At 72.9% G+C, this 26,244-nt stretch carries 25 protein-coding genes; 14 read left to right on the top strand and 11 right to left on the bottom strand.

Features of this window, described 5'->3' with window-relative positions; all coding sequences use genetic code 11:
• Positions 1–131: 131 nt before the first annotated feature.
• The gene (locus CNQ36_RS01660) at positions 132–1,619 is read left to right on the top strand and encodes an MFS transporter (protein WP_121548325.1); all 1,488 of its coding nucleotides are present in this window, start codon (positions 132–134) and stop codon (positions 1,617–1,619) included.
• 13 nt (positions 1,620–1,632) lie between these two features.
• Here the strand turns inward: CNQ36_RS01660 and CNQ36_RS01655 are convergent, their stop codons facing one another.
• From CNQ36_RS01655 to CNQ36_RS35565, 3 genes are all read right to left on the bottom strand, one after another.
• Complete coding sequence (locus CNQ36_RS01655; RefSeq protein WP_121544624.1) at positions 1,633–3,195, bottom strand: mucoidy inhibitor MuiA family protein; 1,563 nt, start codon at positions 3,193–3,195, stop codon at positions 1,633–1,635.
• 7 nt (positions 3,196–3,202) lie between these two features.
• Positions 3,203–5,290 carry a DUF4139 domain-containing protein gene (locus CNQ36_RS01650; protein ID WP_121544623.1) on the bottom strand — a complete coding sequence of 696 codons (2,088 nt, stop codon included), beginning with the start codon at positions 5,288–5,290 and terminating at the stop codon, positions 3,203–3,205.
• A gap of 87 nt (positions 5,291–5,377) precedes the next feature.
• The gene (locus CNQ36_RS35565; RefSeq protein ID WP_266104743.1) at positions 5,378–5,512 is read right to left on the bottom strand and encodes a hypothetical protein; all 135 of its coding nucleotides are present in this window, start codon (positions 5,510–5,512) and stop codon (positions 5,378–5,380) included.
• Here CNQ36_RS35565 and CNQ36_RS01645 point away from each other — a divergent pair.
• Complete coding sequence (locus CNQ36_RS01645) at positions 5,511–5,921, top strand: hypothetical protein (protein ID WP_121544622.1); 411 nt, start codon at positions 5,511–5,513, stop codon at positions 5,919–5,921. The two genes, CNQ36_RS35565 and CNQ36_RS01645, sit on opposite strands and share 2 nt — an antisense overlap.
• Before the next feature lie 683 nt (positions 5,922–6,604).
• Positions 6,605–6,952 carry a DUF1330 domain-containing protein gene (locus tag CNQ36_RS01640; RefSeq protein ID WP_004936180.1) on the top strand — a complete coding sequence of 116 codons (348 nt, stop codon included), beginning with the start codon at positions 6,605–6,607 and terminating at the stop codon, positions 6,950–6,952.
• Between the two features lie 10 nt (positions 6,953–6,962).
• Here the strand turns inward: CNQ36_RS01640 and CNQ36_RS35685 are convergent, their stop codons facing one another.
• The 4 genes from CNQ36_RS35685 to CNQ36_RS01620 form a co-directional block, all read right to left on the bottom strand.
• Positions 6,963–7,121 (bottom strand): hypothetical protein, encoded by a 159-nt coding sequence (locus CNQ36_RS35685; RefSeq protein WP_206278399.1) that lies wholly within the window; start codon positions 7,119–7,121, stop codon positions 6,963–6,965.
• A 142-nt stretch (positions 7,122–7,263) separates the two neighbouring features.
• Positions 7,264–7,608, bottom strand: a complete 345-nt coding sequence (locus CNQ36_RS01630) for a hypothetical protein (protein WP_050782573.1) — start codon at positions 7,606–7,608, stop codon at positions 7,264–7,266.
• A 22-nt stretch (positions 7,609–7,630) separates the two neighbouring features.
• Positions 7,631–8,065, bottom strand: a complete 435-nt coding sequence (locus CNQ36_RS01625) for a DoxX family protein (protein ID WP_121544621.1) — start codon at positions 8,063–8,065, stop codon at positions 7,631–7,633.
• A gap of 108 nt (positions 8,066–8,173) precedes the next feature.
• Positions 8,174–8,947 carry a methyltransferase domain-containing protein gene (locus CNQ36_RS01620; protein WP_121544620.1) on the bottom strand — a complete coding sequence of 258 codons (774 nt, stop codon included), beginning with the start codon at positions 8,945–8,947 and terminating at the stop codon, positions 8,174–8,176.
• On the opposite strand from CNQ36_RS01620, the gene CNQ36_RS01615 reads away from it, so the two are divergent.
• Positions 8,946–9,257 (top strand): hypothetical protein, encoded by a 312-nt coding sequence (locus tag CNQ36_RS01615; protein WP_163013142.1) that lies wholly within the window; start codon positions 8,946–8,948, stop codon positions 9,255–9,257. The two genes, CNQ36_RS01620 and CNQ36_RS01615, sit on opposite strands and share 2 nt — an antisense overlap.
• A 31-nt stretch (positions 9,258–9,288) precedes the next feature.
• On the opposite strand, the gene CNQ36_RS01610 is transcribed toward CNQ36_RS01615, so the two are convergent.
• Together CNQ36_RS01610 and CNQ36_RS01605 are read right to left on the bottom strand one after the other, a co-directional pair.
• Positions 9,289–10,188, bottom strand: coding sequence for an NAD-dependent protein deacetylase (locus CNQ36_RS01610; protein WP_121544618.1), 900 nt, complete (start codon positions 10,186–10,188; stop codon positions 9,289–9,291).
• Between the two features lie 179 nt (positions 10,189–10,367).
• Positions 10,368–12,491, bottom strand: coding sequence for an MMPL family transporter (locus tag CNQ36_RS01605; protein ID WP_410177114.1), 2,124 nt, complete (start codon positions 12,489–12,491; stop codon positions 10,368–10,370).
• Positions 12,492–12,557: 66 nt separating this feature from the next.
• Between CNQ36_RS01605 and CNQ36_RS01600 the strand changes: the two genes are divergently transcribed.
• The 7 genes from CNQ36_RS01600 to CNQ36_RS34555 all read left to right on the top strand — a co-directional run bounded on the left by CNQ36_RS01600 (position 12,558) and on the right by CNQ36_RS34555 (position 21,809).
• Positions 12,558–13,061 (top strand): MarR family winged helix-turn-helix transcriptional regulator, encoded by a 504-nt coding sequence (locus CNQ36_RS01600; RefSeq protein ID WP_004936197.1) that lies wholly within the window; start codon positions 12,558–12,560, stop codon positions 13,059–13,061.
• Positions 13,062–13,172: 111 nt separating this feature from the next.
• Complete coding sequence (locus tag CNQ36_RS01595; RefSeq protein ID WP_121544616.1) at positions 13,173–14,693, top strand: family 43 glycosylhydrolase; 1,521 nt, start codon at positions 13,173–13,175, stop codon at positions 14,691–14,693.
• 144 nt (positions 14,694–14,837) lie between these two features.
• Positions 14,838–15,560 (top strand): DinB family protein, encoded by a 723-nt coding sequence (locus tag CNQ36_RS01590; RefSeq protein WP_121544615.1) that lies wholly within the window; start codon positions 14,838–14,840, stop codon positions 15,558–15,560.
• Positions 15,561–15,678: 118 nt separating this feature from the next.
• Complete coding sequence (locus CNQ36_RS01585; protein WP_121544614.1) at positions 15,679–16,578, top strand: DMT family transporter; 900 nt, start codon at positions 15,679–15,681, stop codon at positions 16,576–16,578.
• A gap of 243 nt (positions 16,579–16,821) precedes the next feature.
• The gene (locus tag CNQ36_RS01580; protein ID WP_121544613.1) at positions 16,822–19,683 is read left to right on the top strand and encodes a lectin; all 2,862 of its coding nucleotides are present in this window, start codon (positions 16,822–16,824) and stop codon (positions 19,681–19,683) included.
• A gap of 17 nt (positions 19,684–19,700) precedes the next feature.
• Positions 19,701–21,467: a lectin gene (locus CNQ36_RS01575; protein WP_121544612.1), complete on the top strand. Its 1,767-nt coding sequence runs from the start codon at positions 19,701–19,703 to the stop codon at positions 21,465–21,467.
• A 174-nt stretch (positions 21,468–21,641) separates the two neighbouring features.
• Positions 21,642–21,809 (top strand): hypothetical protein, encoded by a 168-nt coding sequence (locus CNQ36_RS34555; protein WP_163013174.1) that lies wholly within the window; start codon positions 21,642–21,644, stop codon positions 21,807–21,809.
• Between the two features lie 45 nt (positions 21,810–21,854).
• Here CNQ36_RS34555 and CNQ36_RS01570 read toward each other — a convergent pair whose 3' ends face one another.
• Positions 21,855–22,688, bottom strand: coding sequence for an alpha/beta fold hydrolase (locus tag CNQ36_RS01570; RefSeq protein WP_121548324.1), 834 nt, complete (start codon positions 22,686–22,688; stop codon positions 21,855–21,857).
• Positions 22,689–22,968: 280 nt separating this feature from the next.
• Entirely contained in the window at positions 22,969–23,391 is a 423-nt protein-coding gene (locus CNQ36_RS01565; RefSeq protein WP_004936220.1) for a winged helix-turn-helix transcriptional regulator, read from the bottom strand.
• 88 nt (positions 23,392–23,479) lie between these two features.
• On the opposite strand from CNQ36_RS01565, the gene CNQ36_RS01560 reads away from it, so the two are divergent.
• The 3 genes from CNQ36_RS01560 to CNQ36_RS01550 all read left to right on the top strand — a co-directional run bounded on the left by CNQ36_RS01560 (position 23,480) and on the right by CNQ36_RS01550 (position 26,212).
• Entirely contained in the window at positions 23,480–24,292 is an 813-nt protein-coding gene (locus tag CNQ36_RS01560; protein WP_121548323.1) for a Rossmann-fold NAD(P)-binding domain-containing protein, read from the top strand.
• Between the two features lie 127 nt (positions 24,293–24,419).
• Complete coding sequence (locus CNQ36_RS01555) at positions 24,420–24,782, top strand: MarR family winged helix-turn-helix transcriptional regulator (RefSeq protein WP_121544611.1); 363 nt, start codon at positions 24,420–24,422, stop codon at positions 24,780–24,782.
• On the top strand, positions 24,779–26,212 hold the full coding sequence (locus tag CNQ36_RS01550; protein ID WP_121544610.1) for an MFS transporter: 1,434 nt from the start codon (positions 24,779–24,781) through the stop codon (positions 26,210–26,212). Before CNQ36_RS01555 ends, CNQ36_RS01550 begins: the two co-directional genes overlap by 4 nt.
• The last annotated feature ends 32 nt before the right edge of the window (positions 26,213–26,244 follow it).

The following is a 26,244-nucleotide window of genomic DNA, read 5'->3' as shown; positions in this document are numbered from 1 at the left end:
ATACAGGTGAGAACCGGGCCGGCCGGGGCACCCGGCCCGCCGCGCGCCGTGCTGTCCGGCGTCTCCCCGAAGACGCTGATACGTTCCGTCTGCATCGGTATGTCACGGAAAGGAACCCAGACACGTCCTCCATCGACAAGGGGCCCGAGCCCCCGCCCGAGGCGGTCAGCCGCCACCCGACCCTGTTCCGTGCCATCCGGCGCCGTCGCAACCCGAGGCTGCGCCGCTCGGACATCACGGTGACGGACGAGCGGGCGGTCAAGCGCGCGGTGAAGGCCGCCTCGCTCGGCAACGCCATGGAATGGTTCGACTTCGGCATCTACGCCTATCTGGCCGGCACCATCGGCCGGGTTTTCTTCCCCTCCGGGAGCGAGACCGCGCAGCTGCTGTCGTCCTTCGCCACCTTCGCCGTCGCCTTCCTGGTGCGTCCGCTCGGCGGCATGGTCTTCGGCCCGATGGGCGACAAGGTCGGCCGCAAGAAGGTGCTCGCGCTGACGATGATCCTCATGGCGATCGGCACTGCCGCGATCGGCCTGCTCCCGACGTACGCGGCCGTCGGCTTCTGGTCACCCCTGCTGCTGATCCTGTTCCGGCTGCTCCAGGGATTCTCCACCGGCGGCGAGTACGGCGGCGCCTCCACCTTCATCGCGGAGTACGCCCCGGACAAACGGCGCGGCTACTTCGGCAGCTTCCTCGAGCTGGGCACGCTGGCCGGGTACACCGGCGCGGCGGGCCTGGTCACGGCGCTCACCGCCTGGCTCGGCACCGGCGCCATGGACGCCTGGGGCTGGCGCATCCCGTTCCTGGTCGCCGGACCGCTCGGCATCGTCGGCCTGTACCTGCGGCTGAAGCTGGACGACACCCCGGCGTACCTGAAACTGGGGGAGGGGAACGTCCACGTCAACGAGGCCGCGAACTCGGTGGAGACCACGGCCCGCGGCGACCTGCTGAGGATCTTCCGGCAGCACTGGCGGCCGCTGATCCTGTGCATCGCGCTGGTCGGCGCGTACAACGTCACCGACTACATGCTGCTGTCGTACATGCCGACCTATCTCTCCGACGAGCTGCACTACACGGAGACCCACGGTCTGCTCATCCTCGTCGCCACCATGGCGCTGCTGATGCTGATCATCAACCAGGTGGGCCGGCTGAACGACCGCTACGGCCGCAAGCCGTTGCTGATGACCGGCATGCTGGGCTTCTTCCTCCTGTCCGCCCCGGCGTTCCTGCTCGTGCGGCAGGGCAGTCTGCTCGGGGTCTCGGCCGGCATGCTGATGCTCGGCCTGTCGCTGGTGTGCCTGCTCGGCACCATGTCGGCGGCGCTGCCCGCGATGTTCCCGACGTCGGTGCGCTACGGCTCCCTGTCGGTCGGCTACAACCTGTCGGCGTCGCTGTTCGGCGGCACCACCCCGCTGGTGATCACCGCCCTGATCGGCGCGACCGGCTCGGACATGATGCCGGCGTACTACGCGATGGCCGCGGCCCTGGTCGGTGTCGTCGCGGTGGCCTGCATGAAGGAGACGGCCCAGCAGCCCCTCGAGGGCTCGCCGCCCTCGGTGCAGACCGAGAAGGAGGCGGCGGACATGGTGGAGGCTCGGGCTCCGACGCCGAAGTTCTGAGCCCGCCGCCGGCTCACACTCCGGTGACCTTGGCGGCCGCCGAGACCTCGTAGACGAGGGTGACCGTGCGCCGGCCGCCGGGGGCCAGCGGGACGTCCCAGCGCACGATGCCGTCCGCGTCGACGGCGTCGGGCGCGGGGGAGCAGGCCTCCCGGCGCAGGCGCACCTCCACCGCCGACACCTCGGACACCGGGACGCGCTCCCGCACGACGACCGTCCGGTCGTCGTGCTCGCCCGGCGCGGAGAACCGGGACAGATGCAGCCGCACGGTGCGGGTGACGACGGTCCGCTGGGTGAGTCCGGCGGTCTCGCGGGTCTCCTCGGTGTGCCGCACGACCCGGTGGTCGTCCCGGCTGCCGAAGGCCAGCTCGACCGGGGCGCCCGGAGCGGTGAAGTCCAGGGTGCCGCGCCCGGCGAACCCGCTGCCGCCGACGAGGTCGACGGGCCCGGCGAGCAGAGCGTGCCCGGACCGGTTGTCGAACCGCACGACCTGAGCGACCAGGGGCGACAGCTCCGGCGAGCAGGCGTACTCACTTCGCGCGGACGCGGTGAAGGAGGAGAGCGGAACCCGGTGGGCGCGGCCGTCCGCGGGCACGGAGACGGGCGCGGGGGAGTGGAGTACGCGCACCTCGCCGCCGTCGTCCACTCCCGGCAGCCCGAGCGCCGGGAGGGGCCCGAGGTCCGCGGTCTCCTCCTCGCGCAGGTCGACGTGGACGGCACGGCGCTCCGCGGGGGAACGGTCCTGGAGCGTCAGCCGGTCCTCGCCGAGCCGGGGCGGTTCCGTGGCCCGCGCGGAGCGCGCCGTCGACAGGGTCAGCCGTACGTTCGTCCAGTCCTCGCCCGTGCGCTGCCAGACCACCGCCTCCGTGTCCAGCGCGAGCGAGTCACCGTCGAGCGTGGCCCGGTAGGCCGGCCGCCACAGGGCGCACGGGGTGAGGTGGCTCAGGCGCAGCTCGGCGGGCCCGTCGGCCTCGGCACGGACGGTCACGTCGATGTGTCCGACCAGCTCGGCGGGCTCCGTCTCGGAGAGCTCCAGGGCCCGCCGCGTCTCGGAGAGCTCGGCGGTGACGGCGGCCAGCGCTGCCTCCACGGCGCGCAGCCGCTCGGCGTGGGTGTCGCGTTCGCCGTCCACCCGGTCCAGTTCCCGGGCCCAGCGGTCGCTCTCCGCCTCACCGAAGCCGGCGCCCTCGCCGATCTCCCGCAGCAGATCGGCGGCGAGACGGCCGAGCAGGTCGCGACGGACGTGCAGCCGGTCACGCCGCTGTTCCAGGGAAGTCCGCTCCTCCTCCAGGGCGGTCGCACGGCGGCGCAGCGCGGAGCCGTCGTCGCCGGGCCGCGGCCCGCGCGGCCTCCACTCGCGCACGATCCGCACGTCGAGCACGGCCGCCGGGTGGCCGGCGGTCAGCTCGGCGTGGAGGGTGCGGTCGACCGCCAGCGCGCTGACCGGTCCGAGCCGCAGCCGCTGGGTGCCCGCCCGCAGCTCCAGCACCGCGGCGCGTTCCACGTGGGCGCGGTCCTCCGTGCAGGTGACGGCGGTGACGGGGAGGGGGAGGGTCGTCTCCGATGACGTAGACATGACTGTGTCAGCTCCTGCGGTTGCCGCCGGTCAGGGCCTTGCCGGCCGGGATCCGGATCTCGTGGCCGCCGTCGAGCGCGGCGGTGCCTCCGGCGGGCAGCTCGACGCGCCACAGACGGGTGCCCGGCACGTGGTGTTCCGGTCCCGCGCCGTCCTCGGGCGCCGTCCAGTCGGCGCGTTCCTCGATCCGGACGTCCGGGTCGGAGGTGACGGGCACCCGCTCGCGCACCTCGACGGAGACGGGTACGGGAAGCCGGTTGACCAGCTCCACATGGATCCGGTGGTCGAGCACGGTGACGTTGTTGCGCAGACCCGAGGTCGACTCGCGCAGATTCGTACGGCGGGTGACGCCGATGGCCTCGGCCGGCCCGAGGCCCACCCGGCACACACCGCCCGGGGCGAGGGTGGGCAGTGCCGCGGTCAGCAGGTAGTCCTCGTCCACGGTGACGTCCACCGGGCCGGCCAGCAGCGCCTGGCCGGTGGCGTTCGAGAGCACCAGCGTCGAGTACACGGTCTGCTCCACGGACGGCGCACAGATGTACTCGGTGCGCAGACCGACCGGTATCTCCCCGACGGTGACGGTGTGCCATGAGCCGTCCGAGGGGATGTCGGCCGGCGCGGTGGCGTCGTACCGGTGGTCGAAGGAGCCCGCGGACTCGCGGGGCCGCACGGCGTGTCCGGGCAGGGGCAGCGCCGCCACCGTCTCGGCGCGGCGCCGGTACTCGGTGGTCACCGGGTCGGAGCCGGAGCCGGGGAACAGCCGCCCCCGGCGGCCGTCGCGCTCCTCGGGGCCGCACAGGACGAGCGCGGCGTAGTCGAGTTCGGCACCGCCGGGTCGCGGCGGACCGGCGGCGGGCGCCGTGGCCGCGGCCTCGGTGAACGCCCCCGACGCCGGGGGTGCCGCGCCGGGGGCCGCGGGTGCCGGCGGGGCTCCGGCCGCGCCGGGCCGGCCGCCGGTGCGGGGCCTGCCGCGCGACCGGGACCGGGCCGGGGAGTCGTCCGCACCGCTGCCGAACGCGGCCGCCTGCGGGAAGCCCGGCGGGCCACCGGGCGCGAGCGGTGCGGCGGGGTGCCCTCCGTACACCGCGGGCGCCGGCGGGGGCGGAGGGGGCGGAGGGGGAGGTGGTGCGGCGCTCGCCCCGACCGCCGGCGACCGGGCGCCGGTGTCGGGGCGGGGACCCGCCGCGTCGTAACCGGAGAACAGATCGCTCAGCCCGGCCGGGTGCTCACGCCAGCCCGACCGGGTGGGGGCGGGCTGGCTGCGCCCGATGCGCACCGAGCGGAGCCGGGACAGGCCGGTGCGACGGCGCAGATCGGCGGTGGCCAGCGCGACGCGCACACCGTTCCAGTCCTCGCCGGTGCGCTGGGCCACGGACGCACGCAGCAACAGACGCCCGTCGTTTTCGCCCTGACGGTACGTCAGACGGTAGGTGGGCACCCACACGGCGCCGGGCACCCCGTACTCGACCTCCAGCTCCACGTCCGTCCCGTCCGCTCCGTCGAGCGTCACGGCCGCGCACGGCGAGCCGGCCACACGCGCCGACGGCGCGTCGGTGGAGGCACGGGAGAGCCGGTCCACCGCGACGCCCAGCTCGTGCTCGGTCCGGCGCAGCTCCTCCTCCCGTTCCCGCAGACCGCTGTGCAGCCCGGTCAGCCGCTCGTCGACGAAGGCGGAGAGTTCCAGCCACGCGTCGACCGGGGTGCGGCGGTGCGGGTCGTCCCGCTTGCGGGCCGGGGGCACCGGACGCAGGGCCGCGACCTCCTCGATCAGCGCCAGCTGCCGGTCGCGGCGGCCCTGGGCCGCCGCGTACTCGTCGTGCAGCCGCTCCACTTCGCGCTGCAACTCGTCGCGCAGCTCCGTGTCGAGGGGCTGGGCCTCCACTTCGACCCGGGCCTCGGTGACGCGCACCCCGGACGCACCGGTGACGCGGACCCGCAACGAGTCGGGGTCGAGCGAGCGGGGCAGTCCCGCCACGCGCACCCGGCCGTCCGGCGGCACCGTGCCCCGGGCCAGGCGACGGCAGAGCGCACCCTGCGCGTACACCACCACCGCATCAAGTGCCGACGCCCACCCCGGTACCGTCCCAGCCGTCATGTGCTTCCCCCGCCCAGCCGTCTCCGTGCCGAGGGCAGCCTACGCGGTGCGGCGACGCAGCCCGCGACGATCTGACGATGTGAGGTATCACCAGACCAGGCACCAGTAGGTGCCGTGACGCCCGATGCCGATACGGCCGTCCGGCGGAACCAGCCCGGGATCCGGCTGCCCCACCGCCGCCAGTGAACAGGCGGGGTCGCCGACCGTCCCGGCGGTCGCCATGCGGTGGGCGGCGGCCGCCGCGGCCGGGGAGGTGTACCACGTGGTGGTCGGCCGTTTCTCGCCGCCACCGCCGCTCGTCGGTGTCGGGGCGGGGGTCCCGGCGGGCGGCGACGGGACGTGCTTCGAGGGCGCGGGGCGTGTCGCCGTCGGTTGGGGCGCCGTGGTGGAGGACGGGGGCTTGGGCGAGGCGGGCCGTGGCGGCGGCTCGGAGACGGGCGGCCGCGTCGGTGCCGGCGGTGACGCCGGTCCCGTCTGCGGAGTGCGCGCGGCCGACGCGCGGGTCCCGGTGGGGCGGGGCTCCGGCGCGGGGCTGTGCGGCGCCGGCCGAGAGGTGGGCTGCCGGCTGGGCGGTGCCGGTTCGGTCGCCGGCCGCCGGCTGGGCGCCGCCGATCGGGCCGTCGGCTTCTGAGCAGGCGGTACTGGCTCGGCGGTTGGTTTCCGGCCCGGAGGCACCGACCCGGCGGTCGGCTGCTGGCCGGGCGGTACCGGTTCGGACGTCGGTCTCTGCTGCTGTGGTGCCGGTTTCGTCGTGGGCCGCTGCCCCGGCGGTACCTGCCCGCCGCTGGGCCGCTGCCCCGGCGGTACCGGCCCGCTCGTCGGTCTCCGGCCCGGCGGGCTCGGCCGACTGGGCGGGGACATCGTGAGCGCGGGTGGCAGCAGGTGCGTCGGAGTGCCCGGCCCCGTGGTCGGAGGCCGTGTGGTGAACGTCCACGACGGCAAGGGGCTCAGTGTGGGAAGGGACAGGTCGAACGAGGACGAGGGCTCGGGACTGGGAGTACCACCGTCCCGAGCGACCAACGCCCAGACGCCGAGGCCGCCGAGGACGAGCACGGCGGCGCCGCCCGCGATCCACGGGGCGCGCCGGGGTGGGCGTCGGTGACGGTTCATGGTCCCACTGTCCTATGGGACCCGGCGGGGTGCCCGTCGCGTCGGCTGGATGCTCCGCCGGCCGTCCGGCCGAATCCCCCGTGCGGGTGGCGCGGGGTGTGCCGGGACGGCCACCGCGTCGATTACCCGTCAGGTCATCGACCCCGCACCCGCCGGCTGCCAGGATCATCGGCGTACGACGTCAGAGAGACCGGAGAGGACATCATGCCCGCCTATGTCATAGCCCACCTGCGGCCCGCCGACCCCCACCCGGACATCCTGGAGTACATCGAGCGCATCTCCGGCACCTTCGAGCCGTACGGCGGCCGCTTCCTCGTGCACGTCACGGAACACGAGGTGAAGGAGGGCAGCTGGCCGGGGCATGTCGTGATGATCGGCTTCCCCGGGATCGAGGAGGCGCGGACATGGTGGGACTCACCCGCGTACCAGGAGATCGCGCCGCTGCGTTCCCGGCACATCGAAGGCGACATCATCCTGGTCGAAGGAGTGCCGCCCGGCTACGACGCCACCGCCACCGCGAAGGCCATGCGCGAGGCGTCCGCCGGCGGCTGAGCCCGGCCGGTCAGGCCGTGGCGCCGCCGGCAGCCCCGGCCGCCGGCGCGCGCCGCAGCGGCATCATCGTCTCGACCGTGTCCCGCGCGAGGTGTTCCAGGAACAGCCGGTTGACCAGGTCAGGCTGTTCCAGCGGGTCCGTGTGCGACGCGATCTTGCCCGCCGCCACCGGCCAGTGGTCCGCTCCGTCCGGTGTGACGGGCTCGTACAGCTCGCGGAAGAAGGCGAGTTCGGCGCCGTCCGGCGTCAGCGCGTCGAGCGACTCCGGCTCGACGCAGGAACGCCGCCGTGTCCTCGGCCATGTCCGCCGGCTACTCGGGGTGTGCCACCGCCGCCTTCTGCAGTTCCACCGCTGCCGTCAGGCTCAGCCCCCGCTCCGCCCGGCGGAGCGCCTTCACCGCCGCTACCGAGGAGACGTCCCCCGTGAAACCGGCGTCGGCGAGCCGGGCGCGGACCCAGCGGGCACGCAGTTCGGTGTCGGTCGCGGCGGCGGCGGACTCGGCGAGCGCGATCGCGCGTTCCAGGCCCGGCCGCTCCTCGGGGGAGGCATCGGCAAGGGCCTCGCGCAGCGCCCCGCCGACGATCTCGGTGTCCCGGATGAGCAGGACGAAGTTGTTCTTGGTGCTCAGTGACCCGATACCTTTCACGGAGATCATCCTTGCGCTCAAGTAACGTACGTCACAAGGAGCTTGAGGAGGATTTGAGCACCTCGTCGCGGCGCAGCAGCGCCGGCAGGGAAAGTGCGCCGGGCCCGGAGAAGACCAGGAGCAGGAAGCCCCAGCAGAACAGGGCCGGCGACAGGCCGCCGTTCTGCAGGGGGAACAGCCCGTCCTTCTGGTGTTCGGTGAAGTAGGCGAAGGCCATGGCCCCCGAGCTGAGGAACGCCGCGCCCCGGGTCACCACCCCGAGCAGGACGAGGGCGCCGCACACGAGCTCGATCACCCCCGCGTACCAGAACGGCCAGTCACCCGCGGGACTGGCCTCCCGGCCCAGTACGCCGAAGAGCGTGGCGGCGCCCTCGCTCGCGAACAGCAGGCCGAGAACGATGCGGAACAGGCCCAGGACGAGGGGCTGGCGGCGGGAGAGCCGGTCGTCCAGGCGTGCGGTGTCCATCGTCGCGTACTCCTCGTATAGGCCGGCGCGGCACAGGAGGGCCGCGCCGGTGGACGGACGGGCGGGAGGCCGTCCGCCCTAGTCCTACGTACGCGCGGGGCCGGCCGTTCAGCGGGAGCCGATCACGCCGACCAAGGTGAACGACGCGTAGAACGGCCCCTCGGAGAGAGCGGCGAACCAGCGGCGGCCCCGGTCGTGGTCGACGTACCCCGCGTCGATGGCCCGCTGCATGTTGCGGCCGAGCCCCAGGGTGTGGTCGGCCTCGTGGAAGTCACGGAAGACGGGCGTCGTGGCGAGTACGGCTTCGACACGGAAGCCCGCGCCTTCGGCGAGGCGCGGCAGGCTGCGCCCGATCGTCGCGTGACGGACGGCCTCGGCGGTGGTGTATCGAGTGAAGGCGCGGCTGGTCTCCAGGTCCTCGGAGTCGACGGCGAGGGTGTCCCAGTCGGGCTCCGCGAGGCCGATCCGCGCACCGGGGCGGGTCGCGCGCCGGAGCTGGCCGAGCACGTCCGCGGGTTCGGCGACATGCATGAGGACGCGGTCGATCCTGGCCCGGTCCACGGTGCCGGGTGCGACGGGCAGCGCGTGCGCGTCCCCTTCCCTGACCTCCACCCGGTCGAGACCGGCGGTGCGCTCGCGGGCCCGGAGCAGCATGGCGGGGTCATGGTCGACCCCGATCACCGTGCCGCCGTCACCTGCGCGTTCCGCCAGCGCCGGCAGGTCCGTGCCCGGTCCGCATCCCACGTCCAGGACGGTCTGCCCCGCACGGATGTCCAGCAGGTCGAGCAGCCGCTGCTTGTACGCACGGCCGGCGTCACCCGCGGCGGCCCGCAGCATGTAGGCGGCCTGATCGGGCGGGGGCGTGCCAAGAGTCGATGACATGCGGCCCAGTCAAGCATCCGCCGTGCGTTCCGTGATCGTCGCCGTCGGCGCGCACGACCGGGCCGCCGGCATCGTCGACGCCGCGGCCCGACTCGCCCGCGACGCGGACAGCCCGCCGGAGGTGGTGCACGTCCGCCGGACGGCCGGGGTGGAGGAGCAGGCCGTCGACACCGAGAGCGACGAGCAGGCCCGTGCCGACTCGACGCGGCGGTGGCCCGCCCGGCCGAGCCGTGGCACGCCGGGTGGCCGAGTCGCCGGAGTCTCTCGCGGCCGGCTGCGGAACGCGCACTCACACTGCGGTGGTGGCTGACGGGGCGGCGGGCCGCCCCGTCACCGGGCGTTCAGGTGGCGCTCCGGTCGTCGACGGGGACGCCCAGCCGGCCGGCCACGGTGGTGAGGGCGGTGCCCAGCGGAAGCGCGACCCGGGTGACGGCGCGCCGGTCGCCCCGGGTCGGGTCCCGGTTGACGATCAGTACCGGCTTGCCCGCGTCGGCGGCCTGACGGACGAACCGGAGCCCGGACATCACCGTCAGGGAGGAGCCCAGGACCAGTAGCGACTCCGCCGCACGGACCAGCGCGCGGCAGTGCTCGACCCGCTGCGGCGGGACCGTCTCGCCGAAGAACACCACGTCCGGTTTGAGGATGCCGCCGCAGACGGTGCAGGGCACCACGTGGAAGTCGCCGACCTGCTCGTCGGTGAGGTCGGCGTCGCCGTCGGGGTTGATCCCCGCGGCCACCGGCTCGAAGCCCGGGTTGGCCTCCTCCAGCCGCCGCGCCAGCTCACGGCGCGCGCTGAGGTCGCCGCAAGTGAGACAGACGACCCGGTCCAGGCCGCCGTGCAGTTCGACGACCCCCTCGCTTCCGGCCTCCCGGTGCAGTCCGTCCACGTTCTGGGTGATCACCCCCGTGAGCAGGCCCCGTCTTCCGAACGCGGCCACGGCCCGGTGTCCGCTGTTGGGGCGGGCGCGCCCGAAGGTCCGCCAGCCGAGGTGGCTGCGGGCCCAGTACCGGCGCCGTGCTTGGGTGCTGCCCGTGAAGTCCTGGTAGGTCATCGGGGTGTGCCGGCTCAGGCTCCCGCCCTCGCCCCGGTAGTCGGGGATGCCCGACTCCGTGGAGATGCCCGCCCCGCTGAGGACCAGCACGCCGCCGGTGCTCAGCGCGTCGGCGACCGGTTCGACATCCGTGGTGCCGGGCGGGAGGTCCGCGGGAGGGGTCCAGCTGAGAGTGGGGCGCGTGCGCATGCCGCAAGGGTACGGAAAACACCGGTCGCGGGCCGGGTACTGGCGCTGAACAGCGAGCGCGCGAACGCGGAACTCGCCCTCTCCTGAAGCGCCCGCCGGACGTCTCCCCCCGTCGTGGAACGACGCGGGGAGACGTCCGGCGGGCGGTCACACCACGGCCGTGGGCGAGCCGGCGGCCGTCACGCCGAGGGCTTCGGCCCGTCGGCGGCTCCGGCGCTCTCGCGGCCCAGGACGCTGGGCCACCAGGCCCGGGGGCCGATGTCGAGCACCAGCGCGGGCACCAGGAGCGAGCGGACCACGAGGGTGTCGAGCAGGACGCCGAACGCCACGATGAACGCGATCTGGACCAGGAAGGCCAGCGGGATCACCGTCAGGGCGGCGAAGGTGGCGGCCAGCACCACCCCGGCCGACGTGATCACTCCGCCGGTCGTGGTCAGCCCGCGCAGCACTCCCTCCCGGTTGCCGTGCACGAGCGCCTCCTCCCGGGCCCGGGACATCAGGAAGATGTTGTAGTCCACGCCGAGCGCCACCAGGAACACGAACCCGTACAGCGGCACCGACGCGTCCGTGCCGCTGAAGCCGAGGAGGTGCTGGAAGACGAGCGCCGACACCCCCAGCGTCGCCAGGAAGTTGAGCGCCACGGTCGCGACCAGCAGGACCGGCACGAGCAGCGAGCGGAGCAGCAGGACCAGGATCAGCAGGATGATGCCGAGCACCACCGGCACGATCAGCGTGCGGTCCTGTGCGGCGGTCTGCTGGGTGTCGTACTGCTGGGCCGTGTACCCGCCGACCAGCGCGTCGGCTCCGGACACCGCGTGGACGTCGGCGCGCAGCCGGACGATCGTCTCCTTGGCGGCGTCACTGTCCGCGGCGTCGCTCAGGGTGGCGTCGATGCGGACCCTCCCGTCGACGACGAGCGGCTCACCGCCTCCGGGCCGTCCGGATTCGGAGACGGCGCCGGCCGCCGCCACGCCTTCGGTCTTCCTCGCCGCCGCCGTCACCTCGGCGGCGCGGTCGGCGTCGGCGATGATCACGGCGGGGTTGCCGGAGCCGCCGGGGAAGTGTTCGCCGAGGGTCTCCTGGGCGGAGACGGACGGCGCGTCGTTCACGAAGATCTCGTCGAGGGGCACCCCCTTGGCGGACAGCGACGGTGAGAACGCGGCGAGCACGGCGAGACCGAGCGCGGTCACCACCCAGGTGCGGCGCGGCCGGGCGCCGACCCGCGCGGCGACGCGACGCCACACCCGGTGCCCCTCCGTGGACGCGTCCGACCGACTCGGCCGGGAGGGCCAGTACGCCTTCCGGCCCAGCAGCGCCAGCGCGGCCGGCAGGAACGTCAGACTGGACAGCACGGCGCACACGATGCCGATGGCGCCGACCGGGCCGAGGGCGCGGTTGTTGGTGAGGTCACTGGCCAGCAGCGCCAGCAGCGCGAGCGCCACGGTCGCCGCGCTCGCCGTGATGGCGCCGAAGGACCGGCGGACGGCTGCCAGCGCCGCCGCGAACCGGTCGTCCCGCACGGCGAGTTCCTCGCGGAACCGTGCGGCGAGCAGCAGCGCGTAGTCCGTCGCGGCGCCGATCACCAGGATGGACAGGATGCCCTGCACCTGGCCGTCGACCCGCACCACGTCCCGGTCTGCCAGCGCGTAGACGACCGCGCACGCGAGGCCCAGGGCGAGGACGGACTGGAAGATGATCAGGAACGGCAGCAGGACGCTCCGGTAGACGAGCAGCAGGATCAGCAGGACCGCGCCGAGCGCCACGCCCAGCAGCAGTCCGTCGATGCCCGCGAACGCCTGCGACAGATCGGCCTGGCTCGCCGCCGGGCCGGCCGTCTGCGCCGTGGCGCCCGGCACGCTCGCCGCGCGCTCCTCCACGTCGCCCAGGACGTCGGACAGTTCGTCGCCGAGGTCGGGCTCCAGCTGGACGACGGCCTGCAGCGCCTGCCCGTCGTCGGAGCGGAGGGCGGGCGACGGGGCGCCCACGATTCCGGGCCGTCCGGCGAGCTCCGCCACCGCGCGGGTGGCGGCCGACTGCTGGGCGTCGGTGACCCGGTCCCCGCCGGCCGTCCACACGACGATCGCGGGCAGGGTCTCCGACTGGTCGAACGCCTCGCGGGCCTCGATCACCTTGGTGGATTCGGCGCTCTGCGGCAGGAACGCGGCCTGGTCGTTGGTGGCGACCTCGCCCAGCTTGCCCGCGTAGGGGCCGAGCGTGCCGCCCACGCCGAGCCAGACCACGAGCAGGACCAACGGGACGAGCCAGCGGGCCCGGCCGGGTGCGGTTCTCACACGTCTTCCCATCATCGTAACGATCAAGTATGTCAGCGATTGATTATCTCAATCATTGAGTAACCATATACTGGAGGTATGCACGGGACCGACAACCCCTCCTCATCCCTTCCCCGGAACGATCCGACGGGGTTGCAGTCCTTCGCCGTCCTTCTGCGCCGGATGAACACCGAGTTCAACCGCATCGCCCACGAGTTCGCCCAGGCGCAGGGCCTGCACCTCACGGATGTCCAGGCCCTGGTCGCGATCCTCGACGCCGACCCCGACGACGGGCCCATGACGCCCGGGCGGCTGCGCCGCCAGCTGGACCTCACCTCGGGTGCGGTGACCGCGTGCGTGGACCGGCTGGAGAAGGCGGGGCACATCCGGCGGGTCCGTGCCGAGGGCGACCGCCGTGTGGTGCACCTGCACTACGCGGAGGCGGCCAAGAGTGTCGCCAGGGACTACTTCCAGCCCCTGGCCCGGGGCACCGACGCCGCGCGCGCCCGCTTCCGTGACGACGAACTACGGGTCGTCGCCCGGTTCCTGGACGAGATGAACCGCGAACTGACGCTGCTGCGCAGCCGGCCCTCCCGGCCCTGAGCGCGCGCAACTCGGCCCGACGCCAGGGCCATTGACGGTGAGCCACCGCGTCCCTAGCATGGCGCCGCGTCATTACATCGATGTAAAGACGCCGTACGGCTCCTGCCCGCCATGGCCTTCCGGCCGAGATCTCCCTCCCGGAAAGGACCCCCCGTGCCTTTCGCCCCCCGTGTCCGCCCCCGCGGACGCGTCCTGCTCCTCGCCGCCGCCCTCCTCGGGCTCGTCCTCGGTCTGCTGCCCGCGGCCCCGGCCGCCGCGGCGGCGTCCGCACCACCCTCGCCGGGCGCCGCCGCGGCGGCAGCCGAAACGTTCCGCAACCCGCTCAACACCGGGCCCGACCCGTTCATGACGCACTGGAACGGGAACTACTACCTCACCACCACCCAGGGCGGCAGCATCAGGATGTGGCGCTCCCCGTCCCTGGGCACCCTGGCGACGGCCGACCCGATCACCGTGTGGACGGACTCCGACCCGTCCCGCAACCGCAACATCTGGGCCCCGGAGTTCTACCGCTTCGGTGACCGCTGGTACCTGTACTACACGGCCGACGACGGCGTCGACGACCACCACCGGCTGTACGTCCTGGAGTCGGAACGCGACGACCCGGCCGGCCCCTACCGCTTCAAGGCGAAGCTCGCCCCGCCCAACCACGCCGACGACTTCGCCATCGACGCGGGCATCCTCCAGCTCGGCGGCCGGCTGTATCTCGCGTACAGCGGCATCAACCGGTACCAGCACAACGGGATCAACATCGCCCCGATGTCCGACCCGTACACCGTCTCCGGCGACGCCGTCGCCTTCGACGCGGCCGGCGGATGCCCCGAGGTGCGGGAGGGCCCGGAGTTCCTGTACCGCAACGGCCGGGTCTGGATGACGTACTCCACCTGCGACACGGGCAAACCGGACTACCAGGTCTGGATGATGTCGATGCCGCTGGGCGCCGACCCGCTGGTGCCGGGGAACTGGCGGCAGCACCAGGGCCCGGTGTTCTCCCGCGCGGACGACCGGGGGGTGTTCGGGCCGGGGCACCACGCCTTCTTCCGCTCCCCGGACGGCACCGAGGACTGGATCGTGTACCACGCCAAGACCACGTCGGTGAACACCTACAGCAACCGGACGACCCGGGCGCAGAAGTTCACCTGGCGGGCCGACGGCAGCCCCGACTTCGGCCGGCCGCTGGCGATGGGCGCCACCCAGGACCTGCCCTCCGGCGACCCCGGTTCGGGCAACTACTGGATCAACGACGACGGCCGCTCCAGCGGCCCCGGCGGTGTCACCTACACCGGTTCCTGGAACTCCGGTACGGGCTGCGCGACCCAGTGCTTCTGGAGCGACGACCACTGGAGCGACCGGACCGGCGCCACGGCGACCTTCTCCTTCACCGGCACCCGGATCTCCCTCCTCTCGGTCAAGGACACCGGCAACGGCTACGCGGCCGTCAGCATCGACGGCGGCCCCGAGGAGCGGGTGGACTTCCACGGCCCGATCCGTGTCGGCGAGGCCGTGCAGTACACCAGCCCGCGGCTCGCCCACGGCAGCCACACACTGCGCGTCCGGGTCATGGGACAGCACAACTCCCAGTCCACGGCGTCGTTCGTGAGCATCGACCGCGCCGAGGTCTATGTGAACTGACCCGCCGCCACCGGCCGTCGGCGCCCCGGCGCCACCGACGGCCGGCCCGGCGCCGGACGGGAAACCTGTCGCGCCCGCGAGGACGAGCGGTTAACTTCCGGTGGAGCACGCCGAGGTGCTGGACGCGACCGCGAAGGGGCCGGGATGGAGACCGAGGGCGTAAGAACGGACCGGTTGGGCCTGCTGCTCGACCATTTCGACCAGGCCCGCGAGATGGCGGCGGTGCGGCTGACCGGGCTCGGCGACGAGGAGTACCTGTGGGAGCCGGTGCCCGGCTGCTGGTCGATCCGGCGCCGCGGTGAGGCGGCGACACCCAGGGCGTACGGGCCGGGGGAGTGGGTGCTCGACAAGGGCGCCCCGGACATCCCGGCGAGCGAGTACGCCGAGGTCGCCCGGCAGGCCGCGGGCGGCATGACGGTCGCCAGGATCGCCGAGGACTGGAGCGTCGGCGTCGAGCGGGTCGAGGAGGTCCTCGCCCACACCGGTGAGCCGGAGCCCGACGCGCCGCCGGTCACCACCATCGCGTGGCGCCTGGGACACCTGCACTCCTGCTTCGCGGGCCAGTGGGAGTGGACCTTCGGCGAACGCCGCAGGGAGCCCGGTCTGCTGGTCGACTTCACTCCCTCCGCGGACCTGGCGCTCGAGCGGTTCTGGGCGCTGATCGACCGCTGGCGCGAGAGCGTCGGCGCCCTCACCGAGGAGCAGCTCGACACCGTCGGCCTGTCGCAGTACCCGCACAGCAACGACGCCGACTACCCCTTCGCCGCCGTGCTCACGGGGTCCTGCCTCGAGTTCATCCACCACATGGCCGAGATCGGACTGCTCCGCGACCTGTGGCGGGCCCGCTTCGGCGCCCCCGCGTCCTGACGGACCCGCGCGGACACTTCGCGACACGCCCCGCGCGCGTCCGCGCGCAGCGGGCAGGGCGGGTCACCATGGCAGGGAACGGGGGAGGGGCGTCTCGTCATCCCGGAGGACCCACACGGTGGACATCCTGCTGCCGGCCCTGTTCGCGCTGGGAGCCGCGCTCAGCAACGCCCTCGCGACCGTGCTCCAGCGCAAGGCCGCCCTGACCGTGCCACGGTCCGACAAGCTGCGCGCCGGACTCATGCTCGACCTGCTGCGGCGCCGTGTCTGGCTCGCCGTCATCGCCGCCGTCATCGCCGCCGCGCTCTGCCAGGCCGTGGCGCTCGCCACAGGTCCGCTGACGGTCGTTCAGCCGCTCCTGGTGCTGGAGCTGCCGTTCACGCTGGTGATCGGCACGCTGCTGCTTCGGGGGCGGCTGTCCCGCGCCGGCTGGGCGGCCGTCTGCGCCGTGGTCGCGGGGCTCGCCGTCGCGCTGGGCGCCGCGTCACCCGAGGGAAACCGGACCCATGTGCCGATGGACCTGTGGATCCCGGCGCTCGCCGTGTGCGTCGCGGCGATCGCCGGCCTCGTGCTCACCGGGATCCGCCGGCCCGAGGGGCGGGGGCGCGCCGCGTGCTTCGGTCTCGCCACCGCCGTCGCGTACGCCGTGACGGCGGCGCTGATGAAGGCGTCGATGCACACCCTCGACGACGACGGCGTCGTCGCGTTCCTCACCGCCTGGCAGACCTACGGGTTCGCCCTCTTCGGCGTGTCCGCGCTGTTCTTCCTGGAGAACGCGATGCAGGCGGGCCCCCTCGTCGCCTCCCAGCCGGCGATCACACTCGGCGACGCGAGCGTGAGCCTGGCCCTCGGGGTCACGATCTACGCCGAGTACGTGCGCGGGGGCTGGTGGCTGCTTCCGCAGCTGCTGGGCGTCGCCCTGATCGTCGCGGGTGTGTCGGCCCTCTCGAGAGTGCCGCTCGCCCGCACCCTGACCGGCGGCGACGACCGTCACGCGGCCGGCGCCGGGACGGCCTGAGACCTCCCCGCGTCCCGCTCACGCCGGGACGGCACTTTGTCCCACGCGAGGAAGAAGACGCGGGACCGCGTGCGAAAGGGGTTACGCGTTCGTACCCGGCCCGCTAACTTCCTTGAAATGAACCGGTCATGAGCCCGCCCGGGTGACGGACCGGCGTCCGACGGCGCGACGGCGCGCGCCCGTACTCCTTCACGGCGGGCCCCTCGGGGACCGCCGCCACCCCCCATATCCCTGGAGACATCCGTGCGCACGAAACCGCTCGGACTCAGACGCGTCCGCACACTGCTGACGGCCGCGGTGTGTGCCCTGGGCCTGACGCTGCCCCTGGGCCCGGCCGCCGCCGCCCCCGCCGGAACCCCCGCCGTCCCCGCCGAGTCCTCCGCCGCCGCGGCCGAGGACTTCCAGCAGGTCACCCTCGCCAAGGGAGTGGCCGAGACGGGCGAGCCCATGACACTGGCCGTCCTGCCGGACCGCTCGGTGCTGCACACCTCGCGCGACGGCACACTCCGGCTGACCGACGCGGCGGGCAACACCACCGTGGCGGGCAGGCTGGAGGTGTACAGCCACGACGAGGAGGGCCTGCAGGGCGTCGCCGTCGACCCGGCCTTCGCCTCCAACCGCTTCGTCTTCCTCTACTACGCCCCCCGGCTCGGCACGCCGGCCGGCGACGCCCCGGCCGACGGGAACGCCTCGGACTTCACCCCGTTCGACGGCGTCAACCGGCTGTCCCGGTTCGTCCTGAGGGCCGACGGCACCCTGGACCCGGGCAGCGAGAAGAAGATCCTCGACGTGCCCGCCTCCCGCGGACTGTGCTGCCACGTCGGCGGCGACATCGACTTCGACGCGGCCGGCAACCTGTACCTGTCGACCGGCGACGACACCAACCCCTTCGCCTCCGACGGCTACACGCCCATCGACGAGCGCGCCTCGCGCAACCCCGCCTACGACGCCCAGCGCTCCTCGGGCAACACCAACGACCTGCGCGGCAAGATCCTGCGCATCAAGGTGAACGCCGACGGCACGTACGGCATCCCGGCGGGCAACCTCTTCGCACCCGGCACCGCGAGGACCCGGCCCGAGATCTACGCGATGGGCTTCCGCAACCCCTTCCGGATGAGCGTCGACAAGGCCACCGGCGCCGTCCTCGTCGGGGACTACGGTCCGGACGCCGGCACCGCCGACGCTTCCCGCGGCCCCGCAGGACAGGTCGAGTTCAACCGGATCACCAGGGCCGGCAACTTCGGCTGGCCCTACTGCACCGGCAGGAACGACGCGTACACCGACCACGACTTCGGCACCGGCGCCTCGGGCCCGTCCTTCGACTGCGCGGCACCGAAGAACACCTCACCCCGCAACACGGGCCTGACCGACCTGCCGCCCGCCCAGCCCGCCTGGATCCCGTACGACGGCGGATCCGTCCCCGAGTTCGGCAACGGATCCGAGTCGCCCATGGGCGGACCCGTCTACCGCTACGACGCCGGCTCCACCTCCGAGGTGAAGTTCCCCGCCGAGTACGACGGCGACTTCTTCGCCGGTGAGTTCGGCCGCCGCTGGATCAAGCGGATCGAGACCGGCGGCGACGGAACCGTACAGTCCATCAACGCCTTCCCCTGGAGCGGAACCCAGGTGATGGACATGGCCTTCGGCCCGGACGGCGCGCTGTACGTCCTCGACTACGGCACCGGCTACTTCAACGGCGACGCCAACTCGGCCCTCTACCGCATCGAGCACGTGACCGGCGGACGCGCCCCGGTGGCCCAGGCCAGGGCGAACACCACCTCCGGCACCGCACCGCTCACCGTCGGCTTCTCCTCGGCCGGCAGCTCCGACCCGGACGGAGGCGCGCTCACCCACGCCTGGACCTTCGGCGACGGCGCCGTCTCCACCGCGGCCGACCCCTCCCACACCTACACCGTCAACGGCCAGTACACCGCCACGCTGAAGGTCACCGACCCCACCGGGAAGTCCGCCACCGCCTCCGTCCGGATCACCGTCGGCAACACCGCACCGACCGTGCGGCTCGACACCCCGGCCGACGGACGGATCCACGACTTCGGCGACGCCATCCCGTTCCGGGTGACGGTCACCGACCCGGAGGACGGCACGATCGACTGCGCCAAGGTCAAGGTCACCTTCATCGTCGGTCACGACAGCCACGGGCACCCGCAGACCTCGGCCACCGGCTGCACCGGCACCCTGCGGACCCTGGCCGACGGCGAACACGACCCCAACGCCAACATCTTCGGCGTCGTCGACGCCGAGTACACCGACAAGGGCGCCGGCGGCCAGCCCGCGCTCACCGCGCACGACCAGCACATCACCCAGCCCAGCCACCGGCAGGCCGAGCACTACGGAGACTCCGCCGGCGTCCAGGTCGTCAACCACGCCTCCGCACACGGCGGCAGGACGGTCGGCGAGATCCACAACGGCGACTGGATCTCCTTCACTCCCTACAGCCTCGACAACACCACCGGCTTCACCGCCCGCGTCTCCTCGGCCGGCTCCGGCGGCACCCTCGAGGTCCGCGCCGGATCACCCGCAGGCACCCTGCTCGGCACCGCCACGGTGCCGGTCACCGGCGGCTGGGAGACCTTCACGGACGTCACGGCGCCGCTGAGCGACCAGCCGGCCGGACCCACCACCCTCCACCTCGTCTTCAAGGGCGGCGCGGGCGCCCTCTTCGACGTCGACGAGTTCTCCTTCACCACCTCCGCCGACGGCACCCGCACGGGTGAGGTGAGGGGTGTGGGTGGCAAGTGTCTGGATGTGGCCGATGCCGGTACGGCGGACGGTACTCGGGTGCAGTTGTGGACGTGCAACGGGACGGGGGCGCAGCGGTGGTCGGTTGCGGGTGACGGTTCGTTGAGGGTGTTGGGGAAGTGTCTGGACGTCTCGGGTGGGGGGAGTGCGGACGGTACTCGGGTGCAGTTGTGGACGTGCAATGGGACGGGTGCGCAGAAGTGGTTGGCGCAGTCGGACGGTTCGGTCCGCAATCCGCAGTCGGGCAAGTGTCTGGACGCCTCGGGCGGTACGTGGAACGACGGGACGCCGGTCCATCTGTGGACCTGCCACACCGGACCCAACCAGAAATGGACCCTGCCGTAGCCAGGAGGCGACCCACGATGCGTACCCCTCTCAAGACGGCGCTCCGCCTGTGCGCAGGTGCCGTGCTCTGCCTGACGCTCCAGGCCGCGACCCTGACGGAGGCCGCACCGGCCGCACAGGACACCGCCCGCACCGCGGACGTCGCGGCGGCCGCGGCGGCCGACCCCGCGTACCGGCTCCTCGTCTTCTCCCGGACGGCGGGCTTCCGCCACTCCTCGATCGACGAGGGCATCACCGCACTGCGCGACCTCGGAGCGGCGAACGGCTTCACCGCCGACGCCACCGAGGACCCGCAGGCCTTCACCACCGCCAACCTGGCCCGGTACCGGGCCGTGGCCTTCCTGTCGACCACGGGCGACGTCCTCGGCCCCACCCAGCAGACCGCCTTCGAGCAGTACCTCGGGGCGGGCGGCGGATACGTCGGCATCCACGCAGCCGCCGACACCGAGTACGACTGGCCGTTCTACGAAGGGCTGGCCGGCGCCCTCTTCCAGTCCCACCCGGCCATCCAGCAGGCCACCGTCGAGGTCGAGGACCGGGCGCACGACGCCACCGCGCATCTGGGCGGCACCTGGCAGCGCACCGACGAGTGGTACAACTACCGCACCAACCCCCGCACCACCGCCCACGTCCTCGCCTCGCTGGACGAGTCCAGCTACTCCGGCGGCAGCATGTCCGGAGACCACCCGATCGCATGGTGCAAGGACTACGCCGGGGGCCGCGCCTTCTACACAGGCGGCGGCCACACCGAGGAGTCCTACGCGGATCCCGTCTTCCGCCGGCACCTGCTCGGAGGCATCCGCTGGGCCGCGGGCACCACCCAGGCCGACTGCCGCCCGGAGACCGGCTACACGCCGCTGTTCGACGGCACCGGCACGACGGGCTGGAAGCAGGCGGGACCCGGCGGCTTCACCCTGGCCGACGGCACCCTGACCTCGCACGGCGGTCTGGGCCTGCTCTGGTACGACGCCAGGGAGATCACCGGCGACTACTCCCTGAAACTGGACTGGAAGGCGAGCGGCGACGACAACTCCGGTGTGTTCGTGGGCTTCCCGTCGTCCGACGACCCGTGGTCGGCGGTGAACAACGGCTACGAGATCCAGATCGACGCCACCGACGCCGCCGACCGCACCACGGGAGCCGTGTACGGATTCCAGTCGGCCGACCTGCCGGCACGCGACGCGGCGCTGAACCCGCCGGGGGAGTGGAACACGTACGAGATCCGCGTCACCGGGGAGTGGCTGGAGCTCTTCCTCAACGGCCGCAGGATCAACGACTTCACCAACACCGACCCGGCGCGCAGCCTGCGGCAGGGGCACATCGGCCTGCAGAACCACGGAGACGGCGACGAGGTGGCCTTCCGCAACATCCGGATCAAGCAGGCCGGCACCCCTTCCGATCCGCGCACGGGTGAGGTGAGGGGTGTCGGTGGCAAGTGTCTGGATGTGGCCGATGCCGGTACGGCGGACGGTACTCGGGTGCAGCTCTGGACGTGCAACGGGACGGTGGCGCAGCGGTGGTCGGTTGCGGGTGACGGTTCGTTGAGGGTGTTGGGGAAGTGTCTGGACGTCTCGGGTGGGGGGAGTGCGGACGGTACGCGGGTGCAGTTGTGGACGTGCAACGGGACGGGGGCGCAGAAGTGGTCGGCGCAGTCGGACGGTTCGGTCCGCAATCCGCAGTCGGGCAAGTGTCTGGATGCCTCGGGCGGTACGTGGAACGACGGGACGCCGGTCCATCTGTGGACCTGCCACACCGGACCCAACCAGAAATGGACCCTGCCCTGACCACCGCCCAGGCCCAACCGGAAACGTCCCGCGGTGAGTGCACCCTGCCCATGCGGAGCTGTGTGCTGCGCGTCCGGCGACTGTGAGGCTCTTCCGGCGCGGTTCCGGTTCCGGTGGGTCTGCGAGCGCGCTGGGCGGGCATACGGGCTTCATCCTGAGGAGAGGGAGCTTGTCATGGTCGGAATAGTCGCAGCGGTCCTGTTCTTCATCGCGTTCCTCATCAACGCGGCGGAGATCGGCACGAACGACGTGTTTTCTTCGGTGAACGTCATGCTGCTGGGGCTGACCGCCCTGGCGCTGCATGTGGCGGGAATCGGCACCGGCCGGCCCCGCAGGCGGTGATGCGGTCATTCCGGTGGTCCGGCGGCGGCATGCACGCGGCCCGGATCACCGGATGCCCCAATGCTGTCGCAGGGCCGCGTTGACGGCGTCCGGATGCTGGGTGTGCGGGTAGAAACCCGGGACGCGCAGCAACCGGGCGCCGAGGGCGTCCGTGAGGACCTCGGCGCACGCCATCAGCGGTTCGCCGACGTGGGTGCGGTAGAGGGTGGGGGCGTCCTCCCAAGTACCGCAGACGATCAGCGTCGGCCATGGAGCGGAACGCAGCGGCTCCAGCGGAACGTTCGCCTCCCAGATGGGCCGTTCCCGCATCGACGTGGCCACCGCCCGCAGCCGCCGTGCGGTCGGCTCCGGCATCGGCAGCCCGATGCCTTCGGTGGAGGCGCGCAGGAACTCGGCCGCGGTCACGGACTCCGGCAGGTGCCCGGGAGCCGTCCCGGCCACGCGTTCCAGCATCGCCGCGACGGTGGGGTGCTCGGCGGCGGCCGTGAAGGCGGACGGCTGGATGAGCGTCAGCGACCGGACCAGATCGGGGCGGCGGGCGGCGGCGAGCATGGCGATCACCCCGCCGTTGCCGTGACCGACCAGATGCGCCGGCCCCTGGTGCCCGTCCGGGCCGGAACGCGGTTCGCCGAGCAGGCCGACGACGTCGTCGGCGTCGGTCTCGAAGTCGCCGCGCGCGGTGTCCGGACTGCGACCGTAACCGCGCCGGTCCACCAGCAGCAGACGGTGACGGTCGGCCAGTGGACGCTGCGCCGCGAAGCCGTAGAGGTCGTCTCCGCCCCAGGTGAAGATGTTGTGCACGAAGACCGCGGGCACGCCCCGGCCGTCGGTCTCGTCCCAATCCGTCACATGGATACGCGGCTCGCCCCATCTGCGCATGTGCCGCTCCACCCGGTCCCGAACCTGGCGCCACAACTCGGAATGCGGGCCGGGGTCCAAGCCCTCCGCCGCGAAGACGGCGCCGGTGAAGCCGTCCGCGTCGGCCGGCGGTGCTTCCCGCAGGCGCCGACGCTCCTCGGGCGGCAGACAGAAGCCGAGGTCGACGCAGAGTTCGTGAAGCAGCTGCCGGACCTCGGCCGTCAAGTCGTGTGGGGTCATGGGACGGCATGCTCCCACGAACCCGCCGGGCGGCCTCGGGGGCTCGATCCCGCTGCTCGTGTCAGCGGATGTCGTGGTCGGGGTGGGCCCGGTCGTACGCGTGCCGCGCCTCGGCGATGACGTCACGGTGTGCGAGGGACCAGTCGGCGAGCGCCTTGACCAAGTGGGTCAGGCCGGCCCCGGTCCCGGTCAGGCGGTAGTCGACCCGGGCCGGGACGGTCGGGTACACGGTGCGCAGCACGAGGCCGTCGCGTTCGAGCCTGCGCACGGTGAGGGTGAGCATGCGCTGGGAGATGCCGTCGACGGCGCGCTGCAGTTCACGGAAGCGGCGTGGCCCCCCGGCGAGTTCGACGATCACGAGCACCGACCACTTGTCCCCGATGCGGTCCAGGACGTCGCGGATGCCGCAGTCGGGGTGGTCTTCGCGTCCGCACGGGTCCAGTTCGGCGGGGGTGGTGGTTACCGCGGTGTGCGTGAGTGACATCGGACTGCCTTCTTGTGGCCGGTGAGAGTGCGGTCGAGGATCAAGCGTAGTTACTGATCGGAACCACGACGGAAGACTGCGAGTGATCATGATTCTGGTGACCGGAGCGCGTGGGAACCTCGGCTCGGCCGCACTTGCGGCGCTGCACGCCCGCGGTGCCGTCGCGAGCGGCGGCAGCCGCACGCCGGGCGAGGGGATGCGGCGTCTCGACTTCGACGACCCCGCGGACCTCGACCTCGCCGGTGTGTCGACTCTGGTGCTCGTCTCCGCCGGCTATGCCGAGGACGACCGGGTCGTCGCCCGGCACGCGGCGGTCCTGGACGCCGCCGTCCGCGACGGCGTCGGTCATGTTGTCTACACGAGCCTGACCACCGCCGGCGATCACCTCGGTTTCGCACTCGCGCACCGGGCGACCGAGCGCCTGGTGCGGGGGAGCGGGGTGCCGTGGACGATCCTGCGCAACGGCCTGTACGCCGAACTCTTCGGGGGCCTGCTGATGTGGGCCGGTGACGGTGTGGAGTCCGCCTTCGGTGAGGGTGCGCTGGCCGCGGTCGCGCGAGAAGACCTGGCCGAGGCCGCGGCGGTGGTGGCGTCGGATCCCGCACCTCACGGCGGGCGCGTCTACGACCTCGTCGGCACACCGGTCACGGCCGGACAGGTGGCCGGCGGACTCGGTGTCGCGCACCGCGCCATCAGCCTGGGCGAGTACCGGCGCAGGCTCCTCGAGACGCCGGGGCTGTTGCCGTTCCAGCCGCCGATGCTGGCCTCGATCGCCACCGGCGTCCGGCACGGCTTCCTGGACGGCACCGCACCCGACCTCGCCGACCTGCTCGGCCGCGCACCCCGCGATCCACTGGCCACCGCCGTCGAGGCCGCCCGTACCAGTCCGCGATTTCCATAAACTATGAATATAAAAAGGCTATGCTTCGGGCATGAGTCGTCAAGACACCGCTCCTGGCGCGTCCGCCGCCATCGGGGAAGCCCTCTACGGCCTGGCCACCAGAGCCGCGAGACGCCTGCCCCGGGACATGAGCCTGACGTCCGCCGCCACCCTGGCCACGCTGGACCGGACCGGCCCGCGGCGCATCACCGATCTGGCCGCGGTCGAGGGCGTCACCCAGCCCGCGATGACCGCCCTGGTCCGGGTGATGGAGGAGTCCGGCCTGGTCGAGCGGCGGGGCGACGCGTCCGACAAGCGGGTCACTCTGGTGTGCCTGACCGAGGCCGGCGCCTCCTATGTCCGGACGCGGCGCCAGGCGGGCGTCCACGCGTTCGAGCGGTTGATCGGCGGGCTCACCGGCGACGAGGTCGAGGCGCTGGTGGCGGCCCTTCCGGCCCTGAAGCATCTGGCGGAGCTCGAAAGCCAGGCCCGCGAAAGGCCGAAGCAGTGACCGGGCAACCGGTGGGCGGGGCCGCGGAGAAGGCGTTCCCGGTGGCGCGTTCCGAACCGCGGCTGCTGGTCCCCGCCCTGACGTTCGTCGCTCTGGTCGTGGCGGCGGTCGCCAGCCTGGGGACGCCGCTCATCACCAGTGTGGCGACCTCGTTCCACGTCTCGCTCGGCAGCGCGCAGTGGACGCTGACCATCGCGCTGCTCAGCGGCGCCGTCGCCACGCCGGTCCTGGGCCGGCTCGGAGCCGGCCCGCACCGGCGGACCACGATCCTCGCCACGCTGGCGGTCGTCGTCGCCGGCAGCGTGCTCACCGTGCTGCCGCTGCCGTTCGCGTGGCTGCTGGCAGGCAGGGCGGCCCAGGGCGTCGGGCTCGGGCTGACGGCGCTGATGATGGGCGTGGCCCGGGACCACCTCCCCGAGGAGCGCGGCGCGGCAGTGATCGCCCTGATCTCGGTGGTCTCGATCATCGGGGCCGGCGTCGGCTACCCGCTGGCCGCACTGCTCGCCGAGCTCGGCGGGGTACGGGCCGCCTACGGCCTCGGCCTGGTCGTCACCGCCGCCGCCCTCCTGACCGCGTGGCGCTCCATGCCCGAAGCCCCCGAAGGCCGCTCCGCCCGCGTGGACGTGGCAGGCGCGGTCGTCCTGGCCGCCGCGCTGCTCCTGGTGCTGTTCCTCGCCGGCGAACGGACTCTGTGGAGCCGCCACCTCGCCGTGGCCGCGGGCCTTGCCGTCGTCGCGGTGGTGCTGCTCTGCGTCTGGGCCGTCGTCGAACTGCGCAGCACGACGCCCCTGGTCGACGTGCGGGCGGTGCGGCACCCGGCGGTCGCCGGGGCGAACCTCGCCATGTTCGTCGGCGGGATCGGCATGTACCTCCTGCTCACGCTCATCACCCGGTACGCGCAGACGCCGCACGGCGCCGGCTACGGCTTCGGGCTGACGACCTTCCTCGCCGGGCTGGTCCTCATCCCGTTCTCGGTGCTGGGGTTCGTCGCCGGCAAGCTCATGCCGCGGGTCCGGACGCGGATCGCCGGCCCTCTGCTCCTGGCGGGCAGCGCCGTCGTGGTCGGCGGCGGGTTCGCCCTGTTCGCGGCGGCCAGGTCGGACCTGGCCGAACTGTTCGTGGCGATGGGCGTGCTCGGCTTCGGCGTCGGCGGTTTCTCGGCCGCGATGCCCGGCGTCATCCTGGCCGTCACCCCCAGGAGCGAGACGTCGAGCGCCATGAGCTTCAACTACGTCGTCCGCAGCGTCGGGTACTCCCTGGGCAGCGCCATCGGCGGCCTGATCCTCGCCGCGGGCACCGGCCCCGGCCACCTCTTCCCCGACGACGGCGCCTACACCACCGCGGCGCTGGTCGGCATCGGCGCCATGGCGATCACGACGCTGACAAGCCTCGCTCTCGCCCGCCGACGCTCGTCCGGGACCACCCCGTAAGTCAGATGCACTCATCCCGACACCGGAGGTTC

The organism is Streptomyces fungicidicus (assembly GCF_003665435.1).
Classification (GTDB): domain Bacteria; phylum Actinomycetota; class Actinomycetes; order Streptomycetales; family Streptomycetaceae; genus Streptomyces; species Streptomyces fungicidicus.
The sequence above is the reverse complement of the archived record's forward strand: the minus strand, read 5'-3'. Positions and strand labels throughout refer to the sequence as shown.